This is a genomic window from Phocaeicola intestinalis (assembly GCF_014837065.1).
In the GTDB taxonomy this organism is placed as follows: domain Bacteria; phylum Bacteroidota; class Bacteroidia; order Bacteroidales; family Bacteroidaceae; genus Phocaeicola; species Phocaeicola intestinalis.
The window spans coordinates 1-25,264 of sequence record NZ_JACSPP010000057.1; the positions used below are offsets into that span (position 1 = coordinate 1).

Here is a 25,264-nt window from a genome sequence, read left to right on the forward strand (position 1 = left end):
CATGTATGGCACTGCATAATCTCAGAATTAAAATCAACCCTTGGAACTATCATAACTAATTTACATAAACTCTATTAGGTGATGACAAAACGCTCCAGCAACAGCAAATGGAAGGAAAACGGATTCCTGCATACGAGCAGTTCGATGAGAAAAACCGTGACTTGCTCGACCACTGGGCTGCATGGGATAATTTCCGCCTTTCTCAATTGACGGACAATGCGTTTTCTATCCGGAAACGGGCAGAGGCAGACCGTCCTTGGATTGGAACGTTTACCGGAACCCGTTCCGACGGATTTGTCTTTGCAGGTGATGTGAGTGGAGGTATCGGTGTCGGATTGCAGGATTTTTGGCAAGCATATCCGGCTTCGTTGGAGGTGCGGCAAGCCCGTTCGGATGAGGCTTCGCTAATTGTTTGGTTATGGAGTCCGGAAGCGGAAGCGATGGACTTGCGCCATTATGATAGCGTCGCTCATGATTTGAATGCCAGTTATGAAGATGTGCAGGAAGGAATGAGTACACCTTATGGCATTGCGCGTACGCATACCTTGACCTTGGTTCCGAAAGCGGCTTATCCGGGAAAGAAAGGCATCGCTGATATTGCTTGCCTGTTGGCTAAAGCGTCTCCCTTGCTGTGTACTCCTGAATATTTGCATGCTTGCCGGGCTTTTGGCATTTGGTCGTTGCCCGACCGTAGCAATCCGGCACGCAGCCGGGTAGAAGACCGGTTGGATGCCTATATAAGTTTTTATCAAAAAGCGATAGAGCAACACAAATGGTATGGCTTTTGGAATTACGGCGACTTTATGCATGCATACGACCCGGTGCGTCATGAATGGCGGTATGATGTAGGAGGGTTTGCATGGGACAATACCGAACTGGCTTCTAATATGTGGCTTTGGTATAATTTCCTCCGTACCGGACGTTATGATATATGGAAGATGGCTGAGGCGATGACCCGCCATACAGCTGAAGTGGATGTGTATCACATCGGTCCGAATGCAGGACTGGGAAGCCGTCACAATGTCAGCCACTGGGGATGTGGGGCAAAAGAGGCGCGTATCAGCCAAGCGGCGTGGAACCGTTTCTATTATTACTTGACAACAGACGAACGTAGCAGCGATTTGATGACGGAAGTAAAAGACGCAGACCAGAAACTTTATACGCTCGACCCGATGCGGTTGGCTGAGCCTCGAAGCAAATTCCCTTCTTCCGCTCCGGCACGCCTGCGTATCGGTCCGGACTGGCTGGCATACGCGGGCAACTGGATGACCGAGTGGGAACGTACGCGCGACCGGAAGTATTTGGATAAGATAGTGACGGGTATGAACTGCATTGCTTCGTTGCCCAATGGGTTGTTTACGGGAAACAAGGCGTTGGGATTCTATCCCGATACCGGTGTCATTACTTACGAGGGAGACCCGACGTTGAAGAACACCAACCATTTGATGACGATTATGGGTGGCTTTGAACTGATGAACGAAATGCAAGGCATGATTGACGTTCCTGCATTCAATCAGGCTTGGCTGGAACATGCACGCGACTTTAAGTTATATAATCATTTCCGTGTCAGTCGTTTGCAGGCATACGCGGCTTGGCATCTGTATGACCCCAAGCGGGCGGCTGAGGCTTGGAAAGACTTGTGGGGAAGGCTGGAACATACGCCCGCTCCTCCTATGACGGTAAGGAAAATCTTTCCTCCCGAAGTGCCTGCTCCGTTGGATGAATGCATGCCGATTAGTACCAATGATGCGGCATTGTGGAGCTTGGACGCCATTTATATGCAGGAAGTCATCCCGCAATAGGTATATTTTCCCTGCTTTTCAGGGTTGCATCCGGAAGGATGCAGCCTTTTGCGGTATGTTATGATTTGCCGTGTACGAATTTCTATATATAAATACAAAAATCCATAGGCAGAACTGATTTTATCCCTAATTTAGCGACGCATAATTTAACCGGACATTGATATCATGAAAATGAAGCGTTTTATTGTAGGCATCGTGTTGTTTGCCGTGGCAATGGGGATACAGGCAAGCGAACGGAAGAAGTATAATTTCAACAGCGACTGGCTGCTGAAGATTGGAGATATGGAACGGGCAGAGTCGCCCAAGTATGCGGATGGAGATTGGGAGAAGGTGACTCTTCCTCATGCGTTCAATGAAGACGAGGCTTTCCGCGTAAATATAAAAGACTTGACCGATACCATCGTGTGGTACCGCAAGCATTTCCGCCTTCCGGCAGAGGCAAAAGGGAGGAAGGTGTTTATCGAGTTTGAAGGGGCACGCCAGGGCATCGACCTGTATGTGAACGGGAAGCTGGTGGGACAGCATGAGAACGGGGTGATGGCTTTCGGATTCGACCTGACACCTTATATTCATTCGGGAGAAAATGTGATTGCCGCCCGTATTGACAACGACTGGGATTATGCGGAGCGGTCTACGGGCGTGAAGTACCAGTGGAGCGACCACAATTTCAATGCCAACTACGGCGGTCTGCCCAAGAACGTATGGCTGCACGTGACCGGCAAGGTTTATCAGACCCTTCCGCTTTATAGCAATCTGAAAACGACAGGAGTGTATGTCTATGCCGAAGATATCCGGGTACAATCGCGTAAAGCCGTTGTGCATGCCGAGTCGGAAGTGAAGAACGAGACAAAGAAGGTGCAGACGGTAGGTTATGAGGTAGAGCTGCTGGACCGTGACGGCAAGCTGGTGAAGCGTTTTTCGGGTAAAGAGCAGACGGTTCCGGCAGGCGGCACAGCAATATTGTCTGCTGAGACGGAAGTGGGCGGACTGCACTTCTGGAGTTGGGGATACGGGTATCTGTATACCGTGAAGACCGCTTTGGTAATTGATGGAGAGAAGAGCGACGAGGTGGTGACGCGTACCGGATTCCGCAAGACCCGTTTTGCCGAAGGCAAGGTGTGGCTGAACGACCGGGTGATTCAGTTGAAAGGCTTTGCCCAGCGTACCAGCAACGAATGGCCTGCCGTGGGCATGTCGGTTCCGGCATGGCTGAGCGACTATAGCAACGGGCTGATGGTGGAAGGCAATGCCAACCTGGTGCGCTGGATGCACGTTACGCCCTGGAAACAGGACGTGGAGTCGTGCGACCGTGTGGGGCTGATTCAGGCGATGCCGGCAGGTGACGCTGAAAAAGACTGTACAGGCGTGCGTTGGGAACAGCGCAAGGCTGTGATGCGTGATGCCATTATTTATAACCGCAACAATCCGAGCATTCTTTTCTACGAGTGCGGCAACGAGTCCATCAGCCGTGAGCACATGCTCGAAATGAAAGCCATACGTGACCGGTACGATTATCATGGAGGCCGTGCCATCGGTTCGCGCGAGATGCTGGATATCCGTGATGCGGAATACGGGGGCGAAATGCTTTACATCAACAAGAGTGCGCACCATCCGATGTGGGCGATGGAGTATTGCCGCGACGAGGGATTGCGTAAGTATTGGGACAATTATTCGTATCCGTTCCATAAAGACGGTGAAGGGAATACGGCATATCATTCGGCTGCTACGGGCAAGACCCAGAAGCATGCCGATGCCAGTGTGTATAACCGCAACCAGGATTCGTTTGCTGTAGAGAATGTCATCCGCTGGTTCGATTATTGGCGCGAGCGTCCGGGGACGGGGCGGCGTGTCAGCTCAGGCGGTGCGAAAATCATCTTTTCGGATACGAATACCCATTTCCGCGGGGTGGAAAACTATCGCCGGAGCGGAGATACCGACCCGATGCGCATCCCGAAAGACTCGTACTATGCCCATCAGGTGATGTGGGACGGCTGGGTAGATACGGAACAGCCCCGTATCCATATCGTAGGGCACTGGAACTATGATGCCGGTACGGTAAAGCCGGTATATGTCGTTTCGAATACAGACAGTGTCGCCTTGCTGGTCAATGGAAAAGCGGTGGAAGGCGTTCACCGTGACTATCATTTCCTGTTTACCGCCGACAGTGTGGCTTTCGAGGCAGGAACCCTGGAGGCTATTGGATATAATGAAGGCAAGGAAGCGGTGCGTACCCGTCTGGAAACAGCAGGCGAACCGGCTGCAATCAAGCTGGCCGCCATTCAGAACCCGGACGGCTGGAAAGCCGACGGTGCCGATTTGGCTTTGGTGCAAGTGGAGGTGGTCGATGCACAGGGGCGCCGTTGCCCCTTGGCAAATGACTTGATTCATTTCACCTTGGATGGGCCTGCCGAATGGCGTGGAGGCATTGCGCAGGGACCGGACAATTATATCTTGTCGGAAGACTTGCCGGTGGAGTGTGGCGTGAACCGTGTGCTGTTGCGTTCGCACACCCGGTCCGGACGAATCGTGCTGAAAGCCGAAGCCAAGGGATTGCAGCCTGCCGAACTGGTATTATCAACTGAAAGCATAGAAGTGGAAAATGGGTTGAGCACATATATACCGGGAGATTGTCTGGCAGGCAGGCTTACCCGTGGCGAAACGCCGGATACGCCTTCTTATCGTGACCGTGCTGTAGATGTGGCGGTTCTCTCTGCCCGGGCGGGAGCTCATACCGAAAAGGCAGGCAACAGTTTCGATGACAACGAATTGAGCGAGTGGCGGAATGACGGGAAAGCTTCTACCGCCTGGATTACTTACCGGTTGGAACGCATTGCGCGGATAGATGAAGTCTGCCTCAAGCTGACGGGCTGGCGCATGCGCAGCTATCCGTTGGAAATCTATGCCGGAGACACGTTGGTATGGAGCGGCGAAACCGATAAGAGCCTGGGTTATGTGCATCTGAATGTGAAGCCAGTGCCGGCTTCGGAGATAACCATCCGCCTGAAAGGCAGCAGTAAGGAAGACGATGCATTCGGCCAGATAGTCGAGGTTGCCGCACCGGTGGCGAACGAACTGGATTTGTTCAAGGCAAAGGGCGGTGCCGAGACCGGACACGAGCTTCGGATAGTGGAAATAGAATTTAAAGAACATCTGAACCGTTAAAGGACATAGCTCCTCTGGAGAAGATTATCCTCTTCAGAGAAGCTGTATATTTTTGTTAGGTAGGTTTTTATGAATAAAAGCGTATGAAGAAATTAGTATTGGCAGGGATGGCGGTATGCATGGCGTGGATAGCCTATGCGCAGCCTGCAGGCGAAGTGTCCGGACTGGACAAGAAGCTGTTTGACAAGTATTGGAAAGTAGAGTCGGAATCTCCGGATTATGAAGTTTCATTTTCGGGAGATACATGTGAAATTTTTTCGCCTAAAGGATTGACTTTATGGCGGAAAGAGAAGATGAGTGGAAATGTCGTAATCGAATATGATGCTTGTGTGGTGGACGAGGGGAAGCCGGGTGACCGTTTGAGTGACCTGAATTGTTTTTGGATGGCATCCGATCCGCAGGCAAAAGATATCTGGCAGCGTATGGACTGGCGTCAAGGGGAGTTCTTGAAGTGTTATTCGCTACAGCTTTATTACCTGGGCTATGGAGGCAATTACAATTCTACAACCCGTTTCCGACGGTACGATGGCAATCAGGCTGGGGTGAGCGATGCAGCCCAACGTCCGGGCATCCTGAAAGAATATACCGACCAGGCACATTTATTGAAAGCCAATAAATGGTACCATATCAGGCTCGTTAATAAAGGAAACCGGGTGCAATATTATATTGACGGAGAACGGTTGGTGGATTTTAACGATCCCCGTCCGTTGGCTGAAGGATGGTTTGGATTCCGTACAACTCTGTCACGGACCCGGATTACGAATTTCCGTTATTCTTACCAGTCGGCGCAGGAAACGGCACGGCTTCATTGGGTAGGTGATGTGCCTTCTCAAGCCAGTAGCGTCAGTTGGGGTGTACCTTTCCGCCAAGGGGAAGTGCAGCCCGGCACAACCTTGCGTTTACAGACCGATGATGGTAAGACAATTGCTTCCGATGTATGGACTACAGCCTATTGGCCTGATGGTTCGGTAAAGTGGGCGGGTATGGCAGCAGTAGTTCCGGGCAATACTTCCGGCTTGCAGGTAGTTCCGGTTTCTGCCAAAGAGGCAGATGCATCGGATACAGCTTTGCAGGTAGAAGAGAGTGTTCACGGAGTGAAGGTGTCTACAGGAGTTATTACCGCTTATATACCACGTTCGGGTGCTTTTTTTATTGACAGCTTATTTTATGGCAAGGTGAAAGTGGGCGGAAAGGCAGACTTGATAGCATCGGTACAAGATAAGCCTTCAGGAGAAGACTCGGACGAATTTCATGTCCATCGGTTCGCTACCAAACTTTGTCGGACGATGGTAGAACGGGTAGGTAATGTCCGTGCTACCGTTAAGTTGGAAGGAATGCTTCGGAATGAAGAACGGGAATGGTTGCCTTTCGTTTTGCGCCTGTATTTCTATGCAGGTAGCGAGCAGATACGCATGGTACACTCTTTTGTATTCGATGGAGACCAGGATAAGGATTTTATCCGTTCGCTGGGTGTGCGTTTCAGTGTGCCCATGCGTGAGGAGCTATACAACCGTCACATTGCTTTTGCCTGTGCCGATGGGGGAGTATGGTCGGAGCCGGTACAGCCTTTGGTAGGAAGAAGGGTATTGACTTTGGCAGGTAATGATACGTTGCAACAACAGCAGATGGAGGGCAAGCGGATTCCTGCTTATGAAGAGTTTGATAAAAAAAACCGTACCTTGATAGACCATTGGGCGGCATGGGATAATTACCGTTTGTCTCAATTCAGTGACAATGCTTTTTCTATCCGCAAAAGGGCATTGGCAGACCGTCCGTGGATAGGCACCTTTACTGGTACACGTGCAGAGGGATATGCTTTTGCTGGTGATGTTAGCGGAGGGCTTGGTGTATGCCTGCAAGATTTCTGGCAGGCTTATCCGGCTTCGCTAGAAGTACAGCATGCCCGTTCTTCCGAGGCATCGCTGATAGCATGGTTGTGGAGTCCGGAAGCCGAAGCCATGGACTTGCGGCATTACGATAAGGTGGCACATGATTTGAACGCCAGTTATGAAGATGTACAGGAGGGGATGAGTACTCCTTACGGCATAGCCCGTACGCATACGCTTACACTGGTTCTGCAACCGGCTTATCCGGGAAAGAAGGGCATAGCTGACAAGGCACATCTGTTGGCACAAGCTGCTCCGTTGCTTTGTACGCCAGAATATCTGCACGCTTGCCGGGCTTTCGGTATTTGGTCGTTGCCTGACAGGAGCACGCCAGCACGCAGCATGGTAGAAGACCGCCTGGAGTCTTATCTTCGTTTTTATCACCATGCCATCGAGCAGCACAAATGGTATGGCTTCTGGAATTATGGCGACTTTATGCATGCTTATGATGCGGTCCGCCATACGTGGCGTTACGATGTGGGCGGTTTTGCATGGGATAATACCGAACTGGCCTCCAATATGTGGTTGTGGTATAGTTTCCTGCGTACAGGCAAGTATGATATATGGAAGATGGCTGAGGCAATGACTCGTCATACAACCGAAGTGGATGTGTATCACATCGGTCCGAATGCTGGATTGGGAAGCCGTCATAATGTCAGCCATTGGGGATGTGGAGCCAAAGAAGCACGTATTAGTCAGGCTGCATGGAACCGTTTTTATTATTATCTGACAACCGATGAACGGAGCGGTGATCTGATGAGTGAAGTAAAAGATACCGAGCAGAAACTTTATACTCTCGACCCGATGCGGTTGGCTGAGCCGCGCAGCAAGTTCCCTTGTTCGGCTCCGGCACGTTTGCGCATTGGTCCCGACTGGCTTGCTTATGCGGGCAATTGGATGACAGAGTGGGAACGGACCCGTAACGTGGCCTATCGGGATAAGATTGTGACGGGTATGAAAAGCATTGCTTCGCTTCCTAACGGTATGTTTACCGGTAACAAAGCATTGGGCTTCGACCCCGCTACCGGAGTTATTACGTACGAAGGAGACCCGACGCTGAAAAACACCAATCACTTGATGACCATTATGGGAGGTTTCGAAATTATGAACGAGATGCAGGACATGATTGAGATACCTGAGTTTAACCGGGTATGGCTGGAGCATGCGCGCGACTTTAAGCAGTATAATCATTTCCGTATTTGCCGGCTGACAGCATACGCTGCCTGGCACCTGTATGACCCGAAGCTGGCTGCTGAGGCATGGGAAGACCTGTGGAGCAGGAAGAAACAAAAGCTTTCCCCAGTGCTGGAAATCAAGAGAGTGGCACCTCCCGAAGCTCCTGTTCCGCTGGATGAAGATACCTCCATCAGTACCAACGATGCAGCTTCGTGGAGCCTGGATGCTATTTATATGCAGGAGGTGATTCCGCAATAACTAAGAAACTGTTCACATAAATTCAAAACAGTTTCTGAGAGATACAAGGTGTCCCAGTTTCTGAAACCGATACAAAAAATATTGGCTTCTGACTTCCAGTCCGCCTGGCGGGCGATAATGTCTCTAACTCTTTTTTAACTCCAGATTGGCATAAATAAACAATAAATGCATTATGAAAAAAAGAAACTTGATTTTGACTTGTCTGTGTGCCTTACCCTTTGTGGCGGTGATGGCTACAGAGCGTATCTACGAAAGGGTGCCGGTGGAAGCACCTTTCCCGATGGATTCGGTCACGTTGTGTTCATTTCCCGAAAAAGATTTTGTGATAACCCGGTATGGGGCTGTAGAGGGAGGAGAGAAGATAAATACCCGTGCTATAGCAAAGGCAATAGAAGCATGTAACCGTGCCGGAGGGGGCAGGGTAGTAGTGCCTGAGGGGGAATGGCTGACAGGTCCTATTCATTTAAAAAGTAATGTCAACCTGCATTTGCAGGAAGGTGCGGTATTGCGTTTTAGTGACAATCCAGCCGATTATCTTCCGGCGGTGATGACTTCGTGGGAAGGGCTGGAGTGTTATAATTATTCTCCCTTGGTATATGCTTTCGGGTGTGAAAATGTAGCTATTACGGGGAGCGGTACACTGGCACCCAAGATGGATACGTGGCGGGTATGGTTCAAGCGTCCGCAGGCTCACCTGCATGCATTGGCACAGCTGTATTCCATGGGCTCTACGGATGTACCGGTAGAGCAACGTCAAATGGCACAAGGTGAAAATAACCTGCGTCCGCACCTGATTCATTTCAACCGTTGTAACCATGTGTTGCTGGACGGGTTCAAGATCCGGCAAAGCCCATTTTGGACCATTCACCTGTATCTGTGCAACAGCGGTGTGGTGCGTAACCTCGATGTTCAGGCACACGGACATAACAATGATGGTATCGACTTCGAAATGAGCCGTAATTTTCTGGTAGAACATTGTACCTTCGACCAGGGAGATGATGCCGTGGTCATCAAGTCGGGACGTAATCAGGATGCCTGGCGCCTGCATACTCCATGCGAGAATATTGTGGTCCGTCATTGTGCCATCCGCAAAGGGCATGTGCTGCTAGGTATCGGAAGCGAGATGTCGGGTGGAGTGCGGAATATTTACATGCACGATTGCACAGTGCCCGAAAAGGTGCTTAGGCTGTTCTTCTTGAAAACCAATCACCGCAGAGGAGGCTTTATTGAAAACATCTACCTGGAAAACATTGAGGCGGGCGATATGTTGCGTGCTTTCGAAATAGATACCGATGTGCTTTACCAGTGGAAAGACCTGGTGCCCACGTATGAGCGGAAGCTGACCCGTATACGGGGAATTTATATGAAAAACGTGCATTGCAAGTCGGCGGATGCCATCTACGAATTGAAAGGTGAGGCCGAAGAGCCTATCCGGGATGTCTTTATCGAGCAAGTAAAAGTAGACACCGTGCGCCAGTTCGTCAACCGGATACATCATGTGGAAGGATTGCACGAGAATGGTGTCTCTTACGATGTGTTGTTGCGGAAATAATTGAGCCTTGCCACGCAACTATATGCGTGGAGGTGTGATAATAGTTGCAGGGCATGGGGCATACAGGTGCGTCGGATGTTCGATTGATAATCTGATGTTCGTATAGCAGATTGCCTGGAGAACGATATCCCGGTGTACAGACAAAAGTAAACCTCCTCATCCGTCGGTACACCGGGATTTGTTGCCGTTTGGGATATCCGGGAACTTGGATGTACACGATTTTATAGGATTTTGCATGATTATCTATGTAGAGGATGGTATATTTTTCCTAATTTTGAAAATAAAAAACACGTATGAAAAGACAAATGCTGCAAAGCGTCATGGCGTGCCTGCTGGGGATAGCGGGTATGTCTGTATCTGCCCAAAATCAAGTGGCAGCTCCGATGAAAGATGTCAATCAGGTGACCGACCTTACCTTGGACAGCTTGAACAAGGCAAATACCGTGCGTCCCATTGCCGGGTCCAGCCGGAAGGGAGACAATCCGGTATTGTTTCTTGTGGGAAACTCGACTATGCGTACCGGTACTTTGGGTAATGGGAATAACGGCCAGTGGGGCTGGGGATATTTTGCCCACGAGTATTTTGATGAAAACAAGATTACGGTAGAGAACCATGCCTTGGGTGGAACCAGTAGCCGTACCTTTTATACCAAGTTGTGGAAAGACGTATTGAAAGGTGTGCGTAAAGGCGACTGGGTCATTATCGAACTGGGGCATAATGACAATGGTCCGTACGATAGCGGGCGTGCCCGTGCATCAATTCCGGGCATAGGGAAGGACACACTGAATGTGACTATCAAGGAAACTGGTGAAAAAGAAACTGTTTATACCTATGGTGAGTACATGCGCCGGTTTATCCGTGAGACGAAAGCGAAAGGTGCTCATCCCATCTTGTTCTCACTTACTCCGCGCAATGCGTGGGAAGATGCCGACAGTACCATTATTACGCGTGTAAATAAGACTTTCGGGTTGTGGGCAAAACAGGTGGCAAAGAAAGAGCACGTACCCTTTATTGACCTGAATGAAATATCTGCCCGTAAGTTTGAGAAGTTCGGTAAGGAAAAGGTGAAGACGATGTTCTATCTGGACCGTATTCATACCAGTACCTTCGGGGCACGCGTAAACGCAGCGTCTGCTGCCGAAGGTATCCGTGCCTGCAAGGGACTGGAGCTTGCCAAGTATTTGAAACCGGTAGAAAAAGATACGGTGACAGGTGCAAGCCGTAAGGAAGGATGTCCGGTATTGTTTACCGTAGGCGACAGCACGGTGCGCAATCAGGATGAGGATCCCGATGGACAATGGGGTTGGGGAAGCGTGATTGCTGAATTGTTCGACTTAGACCGTATTACGGTAGAAAATTGTGCCAAAGCCGGGCGCAGTGCACGTACATATCTGGAAGAAGGACGCTGGGACAAGGTGTACAATGCTCTCCAACCCGGTGATTTCGTCTTGATTCAGTTTGGACATAACGATGCAGGTGACATTCATACCGGAAAGGCACGTGCCGAACTGCCTGGAGCTGGCGATGAAAGTAAGGTTTTCTTGATGGAAGCTACCAAGCAATATAATGTAGTTTATACCTTCGGGTGGTATCTCCGTAAGTTTATCATGGATGCCAAGGAGAAAGGAGCCATCCCGGTTGTGTTGAGCCATACGCCCCGTAATATGTGGGATAATGGAAAAATCCAAAGCAATGCTTCTTCATTCGGTAAATGGACCCGTGAGGCAGCTGAAAGAGCCGGTGCCTATTTCATTGACCTGAATAAGATAACGGGAGATAAATTGCAAAAGTTAGGTTACGAAAAAGGATTGAAAGAAGTGATGCCTTATTTCTGTAAAGACCATACGCACACTTCGCTTAAAGGTGCGCGCCTGAATGCGAAGAGTATAGCCGAGGGGTTACAACAGACTGATTGTGCATTGAAAGAATACTTGAAATGATTAATAATTAACAATTAATAATGGTGTGTTTCACCACAGAGAATACAGAGGCACACAGAGTCTTTTTAATTTACAATTTGACAATTTCCTATTTTGATATGAAACGTATTTCGTCAATCGGGAAATAGTAATATATAATTCTTCTGTGTGACTCTGTGTCTTCTGTGGTGAGGAGCCTTAAAAACGAAGAACCATGAAAAGAGAAGCTTTTAAGATGTATTTGAAGCCTGGATGTGAGGCTGAGTATGAAAAACGCCATGCTGCCATTTGGCCCGAAATGAAAGAATTGCTGGCGAAAAACGGTGTGTTCGATTATTCCATTTACTGGGATAAGGAAACTAATATTCTTTTTGCGTTTCAGAAGACGGAAGGTGAAGCTGGTTCGCAAGATTTGGGCGCACAGGAAATTGTGCAGAAATGGTGGGACTATATGGCAGATATTATGGAAGTGAATCCGGATAATTCGCCTGTATCTGTGCCTTTGAAGGAAGTCTTCCACATGGACTGATTCAATGAAAAATGAAGAACGAAGAATAAAGAATAGGTTTGTGGCTTATTTTTTATTCTTCGTTCTTCATTTTTTATTCCTCATTGAAAATAGGTTTCTCGGTCTGCTGTGGGGTGCGGTAAAACAATACGGCACTGTCATTGGAACGGGGATGTTGCTGTTTCAGCAAGCAAATCATTTCGGCACCAGCCCATATAACCGGTCCATATCCGTGAGCGGCATACACATTAACCGGCCGGTAATAATAGAATGCCGGGTCAAATCCCATACCGGTACCTACGCATACTCCTTCTACTTCACCTTTTTCGTTAATGGCAGATGATACGGCGTGCCATCCCAGTTGTACTACCGGTCCGTAAGCCATGGCATCAATCCAGCCTTTATTGATGGCATGTGCCATGCAATATACATAGAGGGCAGTAGCGGATGTTTCCAGATACGAATCGTTGCGGTCGAGTAGTTGATGCCAGAATCCGTCTTTGCTTTGGCAGGCGGCAAGTCCGCGTACATGGGCACGGAGCAGATTCAGAATGTCTTCGCGTCCTTCGTAGTTTTCGGGCAGGACGTCAAGCACTTCACACATTGTCAGAATTGCCCATCCATTGGCACGTCCCCAGTGGAATGCCGGATGGTCTGTCATGCCTTCTACCCAGCCGTGGCGGAACAAGCCTTTTTCGGATACGAACATACGGTCGGCAAACTGGCGGATTTGTTTGACTGCTTCATCATAATATGTCTGGCGTTTGCTTTCATCATAGCTTCCCATGAGTGCAACGGCAGGGATACCCATGAACATATCGTCCAGCCATACGCTATTGTGATAAGGACGGTTGCGGGCAAAGGTTCCATCGTCCAGCCTGTATTCCTTGTTGATGATAAAGTCGAAATAATTGTCAATCAAGTCATCTACGGGCAGCTTGGCACCTTTCAGCTGCGCTTTGAGCATGGCGGCACATACGGCTCCTGCGTCATCCAGTGCCTTGGGCATTAAGATTTGGCGCATCTGTGGGTCGATGTCCCCTTCTTTTTCGTATGCTTTCCGGAAGTAAGGTGCCACTTCGGCAAGAAACCTGAACCGTTCGTATACATAGTCTTGATAAGCTTTGTCGCCGGTTGCCTCGTAAGCAGCTTGCATGGCGGAATAAGTTACTCCCCATTCGTAGCTGGCAAGACGGAAGGCTCCGCGTTCCAGTTGGGCATGTCGGTCTATCCGTGCATAGTCGGTGATGCGTTCGCCTGTGCGGCTATCTGTCACGTGAGTGGGCGTGTTTCCTTGCAGGTAACGTAAAACGCGGTCCATGTCCTGTTTGATATCATCGGCGGAGACGACTCCATAGCCTACCCGATAGGCGGGTTTGAGCAGGTGTAAAGGAGTGTTTGAATCATTGACCGGTTGCCCGTTTTCTTGTGCCGAGGCAATGCCTCCCAGGAAGAGGCATGCCAGTAATGCGGTGTTTCGTGTAAATGCGTTCATGTTTTTCTATGTTTTATTTTGAATGATCGAAGTCAAATCCTCTGAATATGCCTTTTTTCAAATCAGGACCGATGTAGAAACCAGGTTGTGTCGGTTGGTTATAAGCTACATTTTCGGTAGCGATGCTGATACGGTATATCGGGTCTTCTGTAAACGGATGGAAACGGTAAGACGTGGGTATTGTCGTGACATAGAGCCGTAAGGATTTGTTGTCGGTGGTACGGAGCAATACTTCTTCGCGCCAGTCTCCTATGATGTCTCCTTGCAGGCAGGGGGTAGACTTGGTACCGTTGTTCGAATCGCATCCATCGAAAGTTGCGATGATGTTACAGCGTTTGTTTTCCCAGTCGTACTTACTGATTCGATTCTTGTCCAGTAGTTCGCGTAGCAGATCACCGTCCCACCATACAGCCATGTTATAGGATAGTCCGGGAACACGCCCAGGAACCACTGTCTCTCCTTTGAAGTTCCGGATGCCGCCTGATGCCAGCGACCACATTTCCACACCATAGTTCGTGGGGTCGATGTCGGCTGCCATACAACGTCCTACATCTGATTTGTCTGGTATCTGGAACAGGATTTCGCCTGTAGCTGCATCGCGGAATGTAGAACCGTCTTTGCGGTTTTCGTGACATGCCCATACTTGTAGTCTGGGATTTGACGGATCGAACTGTGTCAGGTGCAAGGCATCGCCGTGTCCCAAATGGGTAGAGTACAGTCCTTTTCCATCATGGTCGATGGTGCATGAGCCATAAATGATTTCATCGCATCCATCTCCGTCCACATCGGCTACCCGCAGGTTGTGGTTCCCTTGTCCGGAGTAATCATCCCAGCCGGGTTGGTAACTGTCGAACATCCAGCGTTGCTTCAGTTCCTTTCCATCCCAGTCGAAAGCAGTCAGTGTGACGCGTGTGTAATAGCCGCGGCACATCACTACGCTGGGGCGCTTTCCGTCCAGATAAGCGATACATGCCAGATAGCGGTCGCTCCGGTTGGCACGTGTATCGCCCCAGTCTTGCAGGTTGCCTCGGGCAGGAACGTAATCGATGGTTTTCAAAGCCTCGCCAGTCAGTCCGCTGAATACAGTGAGGTATTCGTTTCCGGTCAGGATACGTCCCTGATTGCGGGGAGGTGCACCTGCATTCCGTTTGCTTCGAGGGTCATTGGGCGAGAAATCGCCTCCTCGTGGGGCTTGTGGGTCACCCGGTTCGCGGTAGTCCGCATTGGCATTGCCTATCACATTCCCTTTTCCGTCTATCGTTCCGTCAGAAGTCTTCATTACCACTTCAGCACGTCCGTCACCATTCAGGTCGTACACCATGAATTGGGTATAGTGTGCGCCGGCACGGATGTTCTTGCCCAAGTCTATGCGCCACAGCTTTTCGCCCGTCAGGCGGTAGCAATCGAAATAGACATTACCCGTGTATCCGTCATGTGCATTGTCATGTGCATTTGATGGATCCCATTTCAAGATAATTTCGTAGTTTCCGTCTCCGTCTACATCGCCGATGGAAGCATCGTTCGGACTATAAGTGTAAGTATCTCCGGCTGGAGTCACTCCGTCGGCAGGATGGTCGAGCGGGATGTTGATGTAGCCTGCAGGTGCATTTGCCGGCAGGGTATACGAGCTGCCTTCTGCTTCTTTTCCATTGACGAGAGGCTTTACGGTATAGACAGTTGCCTGCTTTCCTTGATACGAATCGGTATAGAATGTACCTGTTCCAGCTGGAACGGTGGCTATCTTTGTTCCGTTGCGATACAGATTGAAAGCTGTTTCGATGGGGTCGGAAGACAAGTATCTCCATGATAGAGCTACCTGATTGACATTTTGACGGATGGCCACTACACCACGTCCCAGTTTTTCGCGTTGCATGTGTTCGAAATCGTAACGAGGCTGTGCCGTTCCTGCCATGCAGGTACAACAGAGGGCTATCGGCAGCAGCCATTTGTTTTGTGTTTTCATGTCTTTGTTTGTGTTATTGGTTTTTAATTAAATGACGATTATTGATTTATTTTCTTTCCGTTTACCCGGATATTTTCGTAATGGATGTTTTCTGCATCATCGGTTACGAACAGCGGACGTTCGTCGGGTTGTTCGAAGTGGAAGCTGACTTGGTCGAAAAAAATGTCGCGTGCATGACGGATGTAAAATCCTTTTGCCGGAACAGTACCGAACATCCAAGGTTCAGGGTAGGCTTTTTCGGCTTCGGGTACAGGGTTGACTGCGTCTGCTTGAGTATATCCTCCTTTATAATAAAGGTGTATATCGCTTAGGCTTACGTCTTCGATAATGGCACCGGGTACTCCGCTAATAATGGAAGCATAGCGTGAGTCGACGTTGTAAGCATTGACATGGCTGATGCGGATGCGTTTCATACTCCCTACAGGCGTCCCTTCAGGACTCCGCATCCGTGCTCCCAGGCGTAAGAAAATGCCGGCATTGACGATGTTGCGCAAAGTGATGTTGCTGATAACAATGTCTTCCAAACTACCTCCGTCTACACTTTCTAAAGCCAGTCCCCGGCAATGTTCGAAGATACAATTGGTAATGGCTATGTTCTTGAATCCTCCGCTTGATTCGGTTCCTATCTTGATGCGGCCTGTACGGTAGCCATGGTCGGGAGCTTGAGGCTCGTCCAATTGCCACGAAGCATCCAGCATCGAACCGCGGTCGTAGCCACTGACATAGCAGTCGGAGATGGTGACGTTTTCGGTATCTCTGAAAGTGCCCAAGGCATACGAAGCCTTCAGTACGATGGCATCATCCCAAGGGGTATTGACACTACAAGCCAGGATGCGTACGTTCCGACAGCAGTCTATATCGAATCCATCGCGGTTTGTATCCACTTTCAGGTTGGTGATGGTCAGGTTGTCCACCCCGGTAGCCAGCAGGGCGAAATGTCCGCACTGGAACATATTCAGGTCTTTTAAGGTTACATTCTTGCAGTTTTTCAGGCTGATAGCCTTGTTGCCTACACCGTCCAGCCGGCTTTCTTCACGTGTCAGCCCTTTGCCGTAGATGGTACCGGGACCGCTGATGGTAATGTCTTCCAGTCCGATACCCCAGATGAGCGAGTTTTGCCAATGGCTGTGTCCGAAGTCTTGATATGTATCATGGCTGTTTGGCTCGGCTGAGTCGTATTTTCCGGTCGGTGTCGGGAAAGCTCCTATGAGTGTGGCTCCTTGTTCCAAGTATAAATGGATATGGCTTGCCAGCCGGATGGAATAACAGGCATATTCGCCTGCCGGTACATAGACTGTTCCTCCTCCTCCGGAAGCAGCTTTTCGGATAGCACGGTTGATGGCTTCGGAATCGATATGAGTTCCGTCTCCAGTGGCTCCGAAATCTTTTACATTGTAAATGGCGGCAGACAGGTGGCTGCAGCCTAGCAGGGCAAACAGAATGTGAATCAGTATTTTCATGGCCGGTGTTTTAAAGATTGTACAAGTTCGGGTAGCATGTAATAGGCGTAGTCAGCCTGTCGGTTCGGTTTGTAGAGGCAGAAGTATACGGTTTCTCCCTGCGGAATATAGCTTGTACTGCAAAATACGGGCGCATCTGTCTTTTTCCCAGACGTGAAAAGTGTCATCGGCGTTTCTTGCTGGTTCCCGTCGCACAGGCGGACTTCGATATGTGGAGGTACGAGTGCTTGAGTCACCCGCAGATGCATTATTTTTCCATGATAGACGGTTATTTGGTGACCTTCTATATTAAATATATTGTCGCGGCAGGTTTCCGGAGCGATATCGGTGGAAGGGGTGGGCGAGTCGAAACCTCCCAATGCCCATACCAGCCTGATGCTGTCGGGCAAAGAATGGTTCGTTACTTCCAGGATGAAGCCTTGCGTGTCTTTCAGAAGGATGTGCCGGATGATGAGGCTCTCTTTCATCAGTGTATCGTTTGTTTTTAGCCATCTGTCTTGTCCGTTTCCGGTTATGCCCAGTCTTAATGTCCCCGACCCGTCGGGCATCGGATAGCTGCCAGCATACTGTGCTTTGGCAGGCAGGACATGGCAAACTATGAAGCAGATGACTGCCCAAATGTATTTCTTCATAATTGGTCAATATTTGATGTTGTCTATGTGTTTGTAGTGCAAAAGTAGTGTTTTCCAGCATACAGCTACATGGAATATTATACAGAAACCTTGATATTTGTGCAAAAAGAAAGGGAGGGTATGGAAAGCGCGGAAAATCTTCTTAGTTTTGTATTGTTTTTTAGTTGATGAGGCGATAAGGTTTTCAGATACCTTAAAATATAATGAATGTCCGCAATTAGCCAATTCGACTGAGTTGAAAATGCAGTAGTACTGCGTTTGCCGATGCAGTATATATTCGTAGGCGGATGCAGTATATATTCAACCGCGAATGCAGTATATATTCAACCGCGGATGCAGTATATATTCAACCGCGAATGCAGTATATATTCAACTGCGGATGCAGTATATATTCATTTTTTAGGGGTATGTATTGGATGAATGCGGACATTCATTAAAATATTATTAAGGACCTGTTAGAAACTGTTTTTGAATTTATCGTGCGATGATTTGGTTACCCAAAGCACACACGAAAACGAATACATCAAGCCAGGAAAAAACTTTTTGTAGAAATTCAAAACAATTTCTTAGTTCATCATCTTGTGGATTTGTCTACTCATGTTTAAATTATATTGCGATGAAAAAACAATGGATTGCTTTGCTGCTGGGGAGTGTTTTGTCGGTGAACGGCATTTGTGCCCAAAAGCAGTGGTTTGACGAAAAAGACCTGACTCTGACAGGGGCTTATTATTATCCCGAACACTGGGACGAAAGCCAGTGGGAACGAGACTTGAAACGAATGCACGAATTGGGATTCGAGTTTACGCACTTTGCCGAATTTGCCTGGGCGCAGCTGGAACCCGAAGAAGGTATCTACGATTTCAGCTGGTTGGACAAGGCAGTGGAACTGGCTGCCAAGTACGACCTGAAAGTCATTATGTGTACATCTACTGCCACTCCACCCGTATGGCTCAGCCGGAAATATCCGGAAATACTCGTCCGGAACGAAGATGGTACTATCCTCGACCATGGTGCCCGTCAACATGCCTCTTTCGCCTCGCCTTTGTACCGTAAGCTGGCTGCACGCATGATAGAAGCTCTGGCGCAGCATTATGGCGATGACCCGCGTATCATAGGCTGGCAACTGGATAACGAACCAAATGTGCAGTTTGACTACAACAAGCAGGCCGAACTGGGGTTCCGCGATTTCCTGCGCCAGAAATACCATGATGATATCACTGCGCTGAACCGCGCCTGGGGAACTGCTTTCTGGAGCGAGGTATATGCATCATTCGATGAAATTACTCTCCCCAAGATGGCACAGATGTTTATGAATGCCCATCAGATACTGGACTACAAGCGCTACGCTGCACACGTGACTAACGACTTCCTTGACGAGCAGTGTCGCCTTATCAAACAGTATGCACATGACCAGTGGGTTACCACTAATTATATTCCCGATTACGACCGAGGAATTATCGGTGGAAGCAGGCAGCTTGATTTCGTAAGCTATACACGCTATATGGTATATGGCGATAATGAAGGAATCGGACGTCGGGGCTACCGGGTTGGAAACCCCTTGCGTATTGCTATGGCAAACGATTACGTACGTCCGATAAACGGCACTTATGGAGTAATGGAACTCCAGCCCGGACAAGTCAACTGGGGAAGTATTAACCCACAGCCGCTTCCCGGAGCTGTCCGTCTATGGTTGTGGAGTGTTTTTGCCGGTGGCTCCGACTTTATCTGTACTTATCGTTACCGGCAACCTCTTTATGGCACCGAGCAGTATCATTATGGAATTGTAGGTACTGACGGTGTGACATTGACTCCCGGAGGTCACGAATATGCACAATTCATACAAGAGATAAAGACTCTGCGAAAAGAAGCCGCACCTCTCGACCATAAACCGGAAGCCTATCTGAAGCGCACTACTGCCGTGCTTTGGAATCCGGAAAATTATTGGAGTATGGACCGCCAGAAGCAAAACCGTACCTGGGATACTTTCCATCATCTGAATCATTATTACAGGGCATTGAAGGCGTATGGTGCACCGGTAGACTTCATTTCCGAAGAAAAAGACTTTACCCAATATCCTGTGATGATTGTTCCGGCATACGAACTTGCCGATACTGCGTTAGTCGACCGTTGGATGAAATATGTAGAGCAGGGAGGTAATTTGGTGCTGACATGCCGTACAGGACAGAAAGACCGTTTCGGACGTTTTCCCGAAGCTCCTTTCGGTGCCATGTTGGATAAACTGACAGGAAACCGGATTGACTTTTATGACCTTTTGTTGCCCGACATACCTGGAAAGGTCTCAATGGATGGAACAGATTATCTATGGAATACATGGGGTGAAATTCTTGTCCCTGGCAAAGAAAATGAAGTATGGGCGACTTACAAAGATGAGTTTTATGATGGAAGGCCAGCCGTTACTTTTCATCGTTTAGGTAAGGGAACAGTTACATATATCGGTGTTGACACGCGTGATGGCAAGCTGGAACGCCGTATATTAGACAAACTTTATGCCCGTTTACAAATCCCTGTACTCGACCTTCCTTATGGGATTACTCTTGAATACCGTAATGGATTCGGTATCGTTTTAAACTATAGCGACCGTCCTTACCATTTCAATCTTCCAGATGATAGCAAAGTGATGATAGGGACACCTGATATTCCTACAGCAGGTGTTTTAGTATTTAAGTCACAAATAAAAAGTAGTGAATGATAACTGATGGATATACAATCGGTTTATTAGGCATTGTTCATGAAAATCTATAATTAAGCTGTTTTGAATTTATCGCTCAAAGTAAATGCATCAAGCAAAAATACTTTTTGTAGAAATTCAGAAGCTGTTTTGAATTTATCGTGCGATGATTTGGGATGAGTTTTTGTGGCATTTCCGCTTCTGTGATGAGGAAGATAGCGGGCTATCTGACGAAGAACAGGAGCGGAAAGGACCAAAAAATCGCCCAAAGCACACACGAAAACGGATACATCAAGCCAAGAAAAACTTTTTGGAGAAATTCAAAACAGCTTCTCAAAACAGCTTAAAAACTTATCCCCAATCAGCACACGACAAATTCAAAACAGTTTCTCAGTTTCCGTCCGGTTTCTCTATTTCGGTGAATGGGCTGTCATCCCATTGGAAACTGTCTGGATTATCAGGATGAGCTGGGTCAAAAGGCTGATAGTCTTTCAGACAGGCAGCGAATGGAAGGTTCAGCCCACGGATTCCTTCTACTATACAGCGAGCTATTTCGTAGGCTCCGTAAGGGTTGAAGTGGGTATTATCGGCAAGTTCGCGAGTCTGTCCCGGGTAAGTGCCTGCAGGATAATGTACAAAGGCTTTCTTCGAGGTTTCTACTCCCAGTGCTTCATACAGTGTGCGGGTCATGTCGTGCAGTTCGATGACTGGTACCTGTTCGCGCTGTGCCACCCAGCGCATGGCATCGGGATAGTCTTCGTGGGTTTCGAGTATCTTGCCGTTTTCATCGAATGAGCGGCGTTGGGTCGGGGTAACGAAGACCGGAGTGCCTCCTTTGAGACGTACTTCATCGATGAAAGTCTTCAGCTGGGTGGCAAAGAAGTAATAGGCTCCCTTGCCGGGTCCTTTCAGTTTCTGGTCGTTATGTCCGAATTCGATGAACATGTAGTCGCCTGGTTTCATTTGCGTGAGAGCTTTCTTCAGGCGTCCTGCCTTGATGAAGGTATCGGCACGTTCGCCACTTTCGGCATAGTTGGCAAAACATACGCGGTCGTTGAAGAAAGCGGGAATCATCTGTCCCCAACTTGCCCACGGTTCGTTGTCTTGGTCTACTACGGTAGAATTTCCGGCAAGGAAAACTGTAGGGACATTGTCTGCCCGTTCTATTTTTATGTTTGCTACGCAAGGGGCGCTGCCATTAAATTCCAGCGTGAGTTTGTCATCCCAGTTCAACTTGTTTTTTTCGCGTAGTTTGATACGTACTTTTTCCTCTCCGTCAATAACCGTGTTACGTTTGTTGATAACGAACGTAAAGGTCTTGAATTCTCCTTTGCGGGTAGGGATTCTGTTCAGGAACAAGCGGCGCGATTCACCTCTTACGGTGGTGAGTCCTGCTTTTTTCTTGCTTCCTAGGGTGACGGTGATGCGATAATTACCATCGGGTACGTCAACCGAGAAGAAGAATGGCTGGTCCGATTTTCCATCAGGGGCAGGAATGAGGTCATAGCCGAAGTGTCCTTCTCCTGGATATAGTGAATCGGGGGTAATGTAGATGGTTGTGCTTCCTTTATCCGCTTTGTTGGGAGCAAAGGTAAAGTCGTAGGTTTGTGCCGATAGGCCTGCAGCCGGAATCCATCCGGCTATCAGCAGGCTGAATAGAATGTTTGGTTTCATCTTATTCATAGGTGTTTTCGAGTTAGAGTTTATCATAGTTTACAGGAATCAGTTTTACGCAGCTGTTCAGTCCCGCAGGCATGGGTTGCAAGTGGCTGTAGTCTCCTTTTTCGTAGTTCAGCTTTACCATGTTTATTTCCTTGAAGATGCGCCATTGTTCACCTTTGCGGTCCATGTCGGCAATGCGGTTGCTCGGTAGGTTGGTTACCTCTACTTCGAGGGTATTCTTGCCGGGTTTCAGCCATTTTCCTATTTTCAGGCGGAAGGGTACGGCCCATACAGTTCCTGCTTCGTGTCCGTTGATGCGTACACGTGCACTTTCCCTCACGTCGCCCAAGTCAAGAATCCAGTCGTCTGCTTTCAGCTGGGGCATGTCGATAGTTACTGTATAGCGTGCAGTTCCCATATTGATAGTGGCATTGGGATGGTCTATTTCTGTCCACGACATGGGGGTGTCGATGTCGAATTCGCCTTCGATGCTGGGATGGCTTTCAGTGAATGCCAGTTTCCATCCATGGTCCAGGCTAAGGCTGTATGCTTGTTCGGAGCCGTATTTCCATGCGGATTGTCCTTCCGGTTTTTCCCGGAATGTCTGTACGATGAGGCTTTCGCCCGATTTCAGTTGCAGGCGCACTTGTAGCTTACCATCTTTCGTACGTGTCTGTGCCATGCCTTTTTCACCGGTCATAGGGTCGAAGAGCATGGCTGCGGTATCGGCTACATTAAGCGTTGCCCATCCGTTTACGTCTTGTTTTTGCAGGCAGGATACAAAGTAATGGTGTCCGTCGGGATTGGTACGCCGGATGAACTGTAAGCCATAGCGTGTTTTTATTTCTTCTGCCGGAGTGCCGGTGGCATCGAGTACCTGATGGTAGTCAGAACCAATGATAATCCGTCCCTTGCCGAAGTCGAAGCATTGTGTCTTGTCGAAGGAATCAGCTTGGGGAAGGTCGGCACAGACAGCTGAAAAGGCTTTGCGGTTCTGTCTCAGTTGGCTGTAGCCCGGAACGTCTTCGGGGTATTGTTCGACAAATGCCACAGTGGCTCCTTCTCGTGCCAGACTTATCAGTTTTTTAAGTGTAGTGGCAGGCATCAGGCGTGCGGCTGGCACTACCAGTGCTTTGTATCGGGTTCCTCCGCTGGTTACCAGCTGCCCGTCTTCGTACCGGGTGGTACGGATGAATGCATCCGAGATATAGTCTACGTCATATCCGCCTTGGATGATGGTCTGGATGGTTTTGATGAATTTGGGGGCATATTGGTCCATCTTATGGATATCAAATGCTACCATACGTCCTGGCAGGTCGTTCCACATATCATAGATAGGAAGATATACCAGGAAATCATTGTCGGGTTGTCCCATTTGCAGGAAAGACTGGCAACGGGTGATGTAGTTAAAGAATGCCGGTGCATCGCGCCAGATGGAATTGGTGGGCGACATATTGACAGTGGCATAGAACAGCCATCCGGGCCATGCTGCTTCTTGAGGCGAGTATGGCGTGCCGTGAAAGAACATGTGGTTTACGCCAGATACGAACATCAGGTCCATGTCGGGTTTGCATTGTGACAGGGAAGTGCGGAAGTGGTCGGTAAGCCACGTGAAAGTTTCCGAAGAAGTATAAGGCTTTCCGGAGATATGTGCAGCCGATGAAGCATACTTCAGCATGGAAATGTCGGAAAAATTGGGGCGTGTCAGTGAGTCACGGCGTAATCCTTTGATGTGGAAGTCGGTCAGTCCGAAGCCTTCGCACTCAGGTATGTCTACCGATGCGTATGTATCAATCAGGTTGGCGGGTGAACCGTGTGCCTGGTTTCGGGTGGTGCTTCCGTGTCCATGTGCCCATTTGGTCCATTGGGTTGTAAAGTTGTCTATCAGCATTTCGCTTACGGTTTCCCTATAATCGGACAGGATACGTCTGCTGGTTTCCGGACGTGTTTCATCCAGAAATTCGGGAAAATGTTCTTCCAGCCGGTATCCTCTCCGTTTTGCAAATTCTTCCAGCAGTCCAGGTGTCCAGTCGGCACCATATACTTCGTAAGAATCATTGAAGAAGGAACGTGGCCAGTCGGTCTGGCTTTTCTTGAAAGCTTGGTCGAATTTGGCAAAGTAATTTTTTACAGCTTTCGGATTCAGGTGGTCCATTACATACCCCTCTCCTCCGGGTGCGGCACGTTTCACTTTTTGCAGGGTCTTTCCTTCGAACAAGGCTATCAGTTGCCATTCCCCTGCGGGTGCTTTCCAAGTCAGTTTCCCTTCGTTTACTTTCGAAGTCAGGTCGAGGCATTTGCCTTTCCCGTCGTATGCCATCAGCCGGCTTAGTTTGGCAATGCCTTCCTGCCGTTTTTTCTCTTTCGGGTCAGTGATGCATATATCCAATGATACATCTTTTCCTCCGTTTATCAGATAAGATTCGAAGATGGCTTTGGTGGCAGCTTCTCCGATAGTGACTTCGGGTCCTCCGAAAGGCCAGCCTGTACCGGTATTCATGTCGATGCTGATACCGTTTTTTTGAGCTTCAGCTTCGGTATATTCAAGCATTTCCATCCATTTGGGCGAGAGAAAATCGATGTCATTCTGTTCGTTTCCTTGTACACCGTAGATGGGAGTGATTTCCAGGCTTCCCAGTCCTGCTGTACCGTATTTTTTCAGGTTATACGAAAGATTCTTTTGGTCGACGGCACTACCCAACCACCACCACCGGCTACCCGGTCGGGCTTCAGGTTTCACTTCCGGCCAGTCTTGGGCCTGTGCCGTACTGCCCAAAAACAGTAGCGTCCATAGCATGTTGTACTTTTTCATGTGTTTTCAGTGTTATCGAATGATTATATGGAAGCAAAAGTAAGGCGTTTTTGCCGATATTTCCATATAGAAAAGTACATATTCATGGATTATTGTACAGATTGTTGTCTGGTAGTTGGTGGTATGGCATCTTTCTTTTTACTTTTCGCGTAAAACCAGATTATAGAGTCTGTTTCGAATTTGTCGTGCGCTGATTTGGAATGAGTATTTGAATTTAGTTCCTATGTTTGTAATGTGCTAGCAAAATAGCATAAAGCCAAGAGAATTATTAAATTTGTAAATGAAAGA

General features: G+C 48.7%; 13 protein-coding genes and 1 pseudogene. 8 read left to right on the forward strand and 6 right to left on the reverse strand.

The genetic code is table 11. From position 1 onward, the window contains the following. Positions 1 to 80: 80 nt before the first annotated feature. The 6 genes and pseudogenes from H9625_RS14155 to rhaM all read left to right on the forward strand — a co-directional run. A pseudogene (locus tag H9625_RS14155) lies at positions 81 to 1,802 on the forward strand (exo-rhamnogalacturonan lyase family protein); the annotation flags it as partial. A 213-nt stretch (positions 1,803 to 2,015) separates the two neighbouring features. Beyond that, positions 2,016 to 4,964: a glycoside hydrolase family 2 protein gene (locus tag H9625_RS14160; RefSeq protein ID WP_394354948.1), complete on the forward strand. Its 2,949-nt coding sequence runs from the start codon at positions 2,016 to 2,018 to the stop codon at positions 4,962 to 4,964. Positions 4,965 to 5,047: 83 nt separating this feature from the next. Continuing rightward, positions 5,048 to 8,284 carry an exo-rhamnogalacturonan lyase family protein gene (locus H9625_RS14165; protein ID WP_191764961.1) on the forward strand — a complete coding sequence of 1,079 codons (3,237 nt, stop codon included), beginning with the start codon at positions 5,048 to 5,050 and terminating at the stop codon, positions 8,282 to 8,284. Positions 8,285 to 8,456: 172 nt separating this feature from the next. After that, on the forward strand, positions 8,457 to 9,836 hold the full coding sequence (locus H9625_RS14170; protein ID WP_022039943.1) for an alpha-d-galacturonidase: 1,380 nt from the start codon (positions 8,457 to 8,459) through the stop codon (positions 9,834 to 9,836). A 305-nt stretch (positions 9,837 to 10,141) separates the two neighbouring features. Further along, on the forward strand, positions 10,142 to 11,776 hold the full coding sequence (locus H9625_RS14175) for a rhamnogalacturonan acetylesterase (RefSeq protein WP_394354949.1): 1,635 nt from the start codon (positions 10,142 to 10,144) through the stop codon (positions 11,774 to 11,776). Positions 11,777 to 11,969: 193 nt separating this feature from the next. Further along, positions 11,970 to 12,284, forward strand: coding sequence for an L-rhamnose mutarotase (gene rhaM / locus H9625_RS14180; RefSeq protein ID WP_022039940.1), 315 nt, complete (start codon positions 11,970 to 11,972; stop codon positions 12,282 to 12,284). Between the two features lie 73 nt (positions 12,285 to 12,357). Here rhaM and H9625_RS14185 read toward each other — a convergent pair whose 3' ends face one another. From H9625_RS14185 to H9625_RS14200, 4 genes are read right to left on the reverse strand one after another with little or no spacing between them, the layout of a single operon-like run. Beyond that, the gene (locus H9625_RS14185; RefSeq protein ID WP_191764965.1) at positions 12,358 to 13,758 is read right to left on the reverse strand and encodes a glycoside hydrolase family 88/105 protein; all 1,401 of its coding nucleotides are present in this window, start codon (positions 13,756 to 13,758) and stop codon (positions 12,358 to 12,360) included. A gap of 13 nt (positions 13,759 to 13,771) precedes the next feature. Then, complete coding sequence (locus tag H9625_RS14190; RefSeq protein WP_191764967.1) at positions 13,772 to 15,721, reverse strand: rhamnogalacturonan lyase; 1,950 nt, start codon at positions 15,719 to 15,721, stop codon at positions 13,772 to 13,774. Positions 15,722 to 15,759: 38 nt separating this feature from the next. Then, the gene (locus H9625_RS14195) at positions 15,760 to 17,181 is read right to left on the reverse strand and encodes a rhamnogalacturonidase (protein ID WP_022039937.1); all 1,422 of its coding nucleotides are present in this window, start codon (positions 17,179 to 17,181) and stop codon (positions 15,760 to 15,762) included. Next, entirely contained in the window at positions 17,178 to 17,813 is a 636-nt protein-coding gene (locus tag H9625_RS14200) for a DUF4450 domain-containing protein (RefSeq protein ID WP_191764969.1), read from the reverse strand. Before H9625_RS14200 ends, H9625_RS14195 begins: the two co-directional genes overlap by 4 nt. A gap of 616 nt (positions 17,814 to 18,429) precedes the next feature. Here H9625_RS14200 and H9625_RS14205 point away from each other — a divergent pair. Together H9625_RS14205 and H9625_RS14210 are read left to right on the forward strand one after the other, a co-directional pair. Further along, positions 18,430 to 20,523, forward strand: a complete 2,094-nt coding sequence (locus H9625_RS14205) for a beta-galactosidase (RefSeq protein WP_191764971.1) — start codon at positions 18,430 to 18,432, stop codon at positions 20,521 to 20,523. 145 nt (positions 20,524 to 20,668) lie between these two features. Further along, complete coding sequence (locus H9625_RS14210; RefSeq protein ID WP_158100072.1) at positions 20,669 to 20,968, forward strand: hypothetical protein; 300 nt, start codon at positions 20,669 to 20,671, stop codon at positions 20,966 to 20,968. Here H9625_RS14210 and H9625_RS14215 read toward each other — a convergent pair. Both H9625_RS14215 and H9625_RS14220 read right to left on the reverse strand, forming a co-directional pair. Next, the gene (locus H9625_RS14215; protein ID WP_087249458.1) at positions 20,893 to 22,176 is read right to left on the reverse strand and encodes a rhamnogalacturonan acetylesterase; all 1,284 of its coding nucleotides are present in this window, start codon (positions 22,174 to 22,176) and stop codon (positions 20,893 to 20,895) included. The two genes, H9625_RS14210 and H9625_RS14215, sit on opposite strands and share 76 nt — an antisense overlap. 22 nt (positions 22,177 to 22,198) lie before the next feature. Beyond that, positions 22,199 to 24,976 carry an alpha-L-rhamnosidase gene (locus H9625_RS14220; protein WP_191764973.1) on the reverse strand — a complete coding sequence of 926 codons (2,778 nt, stop codon included), beginning with the start codon at positions 24,974 to 24,976 and terminating at the stop codon, positions 22,199 to 22,201. Positions 24,977 to 25,264: the final 288 nt, after the last annotated feature.

Bases quoted from the DNA above. Each gene is read 5' to 3' on its own strand.
- H9625_RS14160 (WP_394354948.1), top strand. From the start codon at position 2,016: ATGGGGATACAGGCAAGCGAACGGAAGAAGTATAATTTCAACAGCGAC.
- H9625_RS14165 (WP_191764961.1), top strand. From the start codon at position 5,048: ATGAAGAAATTAGTATTGGCAGGGATGGCGGTATGCATGGCGTGGATA.
- H9625_RS14170 (WP_022039943.1), top strand. From the start codon at position 8,457: ATGAAAAAAAGAAACTTGATTTTGACTTGTCTGTGTGCCTTACCCTTT.
- H9625_RS14175 (WP_394354949.1), top strand. From the start codon at position 10,142: ATGCTGCAAAGCGTCATGGCGTGCCTGCTGGGGATAGCGGGTATGTCT.
- rhaM (WP_022039940.1), top strand. From the start codon at position 11,970: ATGAAAAGAGAAGCTTTTAAGATGTATTTGAAGCCTGGATGTGAGGCT.
- H9625_RS14185 (WP_191764965.1), bottom strand. From the start codon at position 13,758: ATGAACGCATTTACACGAAACACCGCATTACTGGCATGCCTCTTCCTG.
- H9625_RS14190 (WP_191764967.1), bottom strand. From the start codon at position 15,721: ATGAAAACACAAAACAAATGGCTGCTGCCGATAGCCCTCTGTTGTACC.
- H9625_RS14195 (WP_022039937.1), bottom strand. From the start codon at position 17,181: ATGAAAATACTGATTCACATTCTGTTTGCCCTGCTAGGCTGCAGCCAC.
- H9625_RS14200 (WP_191764969.1), bottom strand. From the start codon at position 17,813: ATGAAGAAATACATTTGGGCAGTCATCTGCTTCATAGTTTGCCATGTC.
- H9625_RS14205 (WP_191764971.1), top strand. From the start codon at position 18,430: ATGAAAAAACAATGGATTGCTTTGCTGCTGGGGAGTGTTTTGTCGGTG.
- H9625_RS14210 (WP_158100072.1), top strand. From the start codon at position 20,669: ATGATTTGGGATGAGTTTTTGTGGCATTTCCGCTTCTGTGATGAGGAA.
- H9625_RS14215 (WP_087249458.1), bottom strand. From the start codon at position 22,176: ATGAAACCAAACATTCTATTCAGCCTGCTGATAGCCGGATGGATTCCG.
- H9625_RS14220 (WP_191764973.1), bottom strand. From the start codon at position 24,976: ATGAAAAAGTACAACATGCTATGGACGCTACTGTTTTTGGGCAGTACG.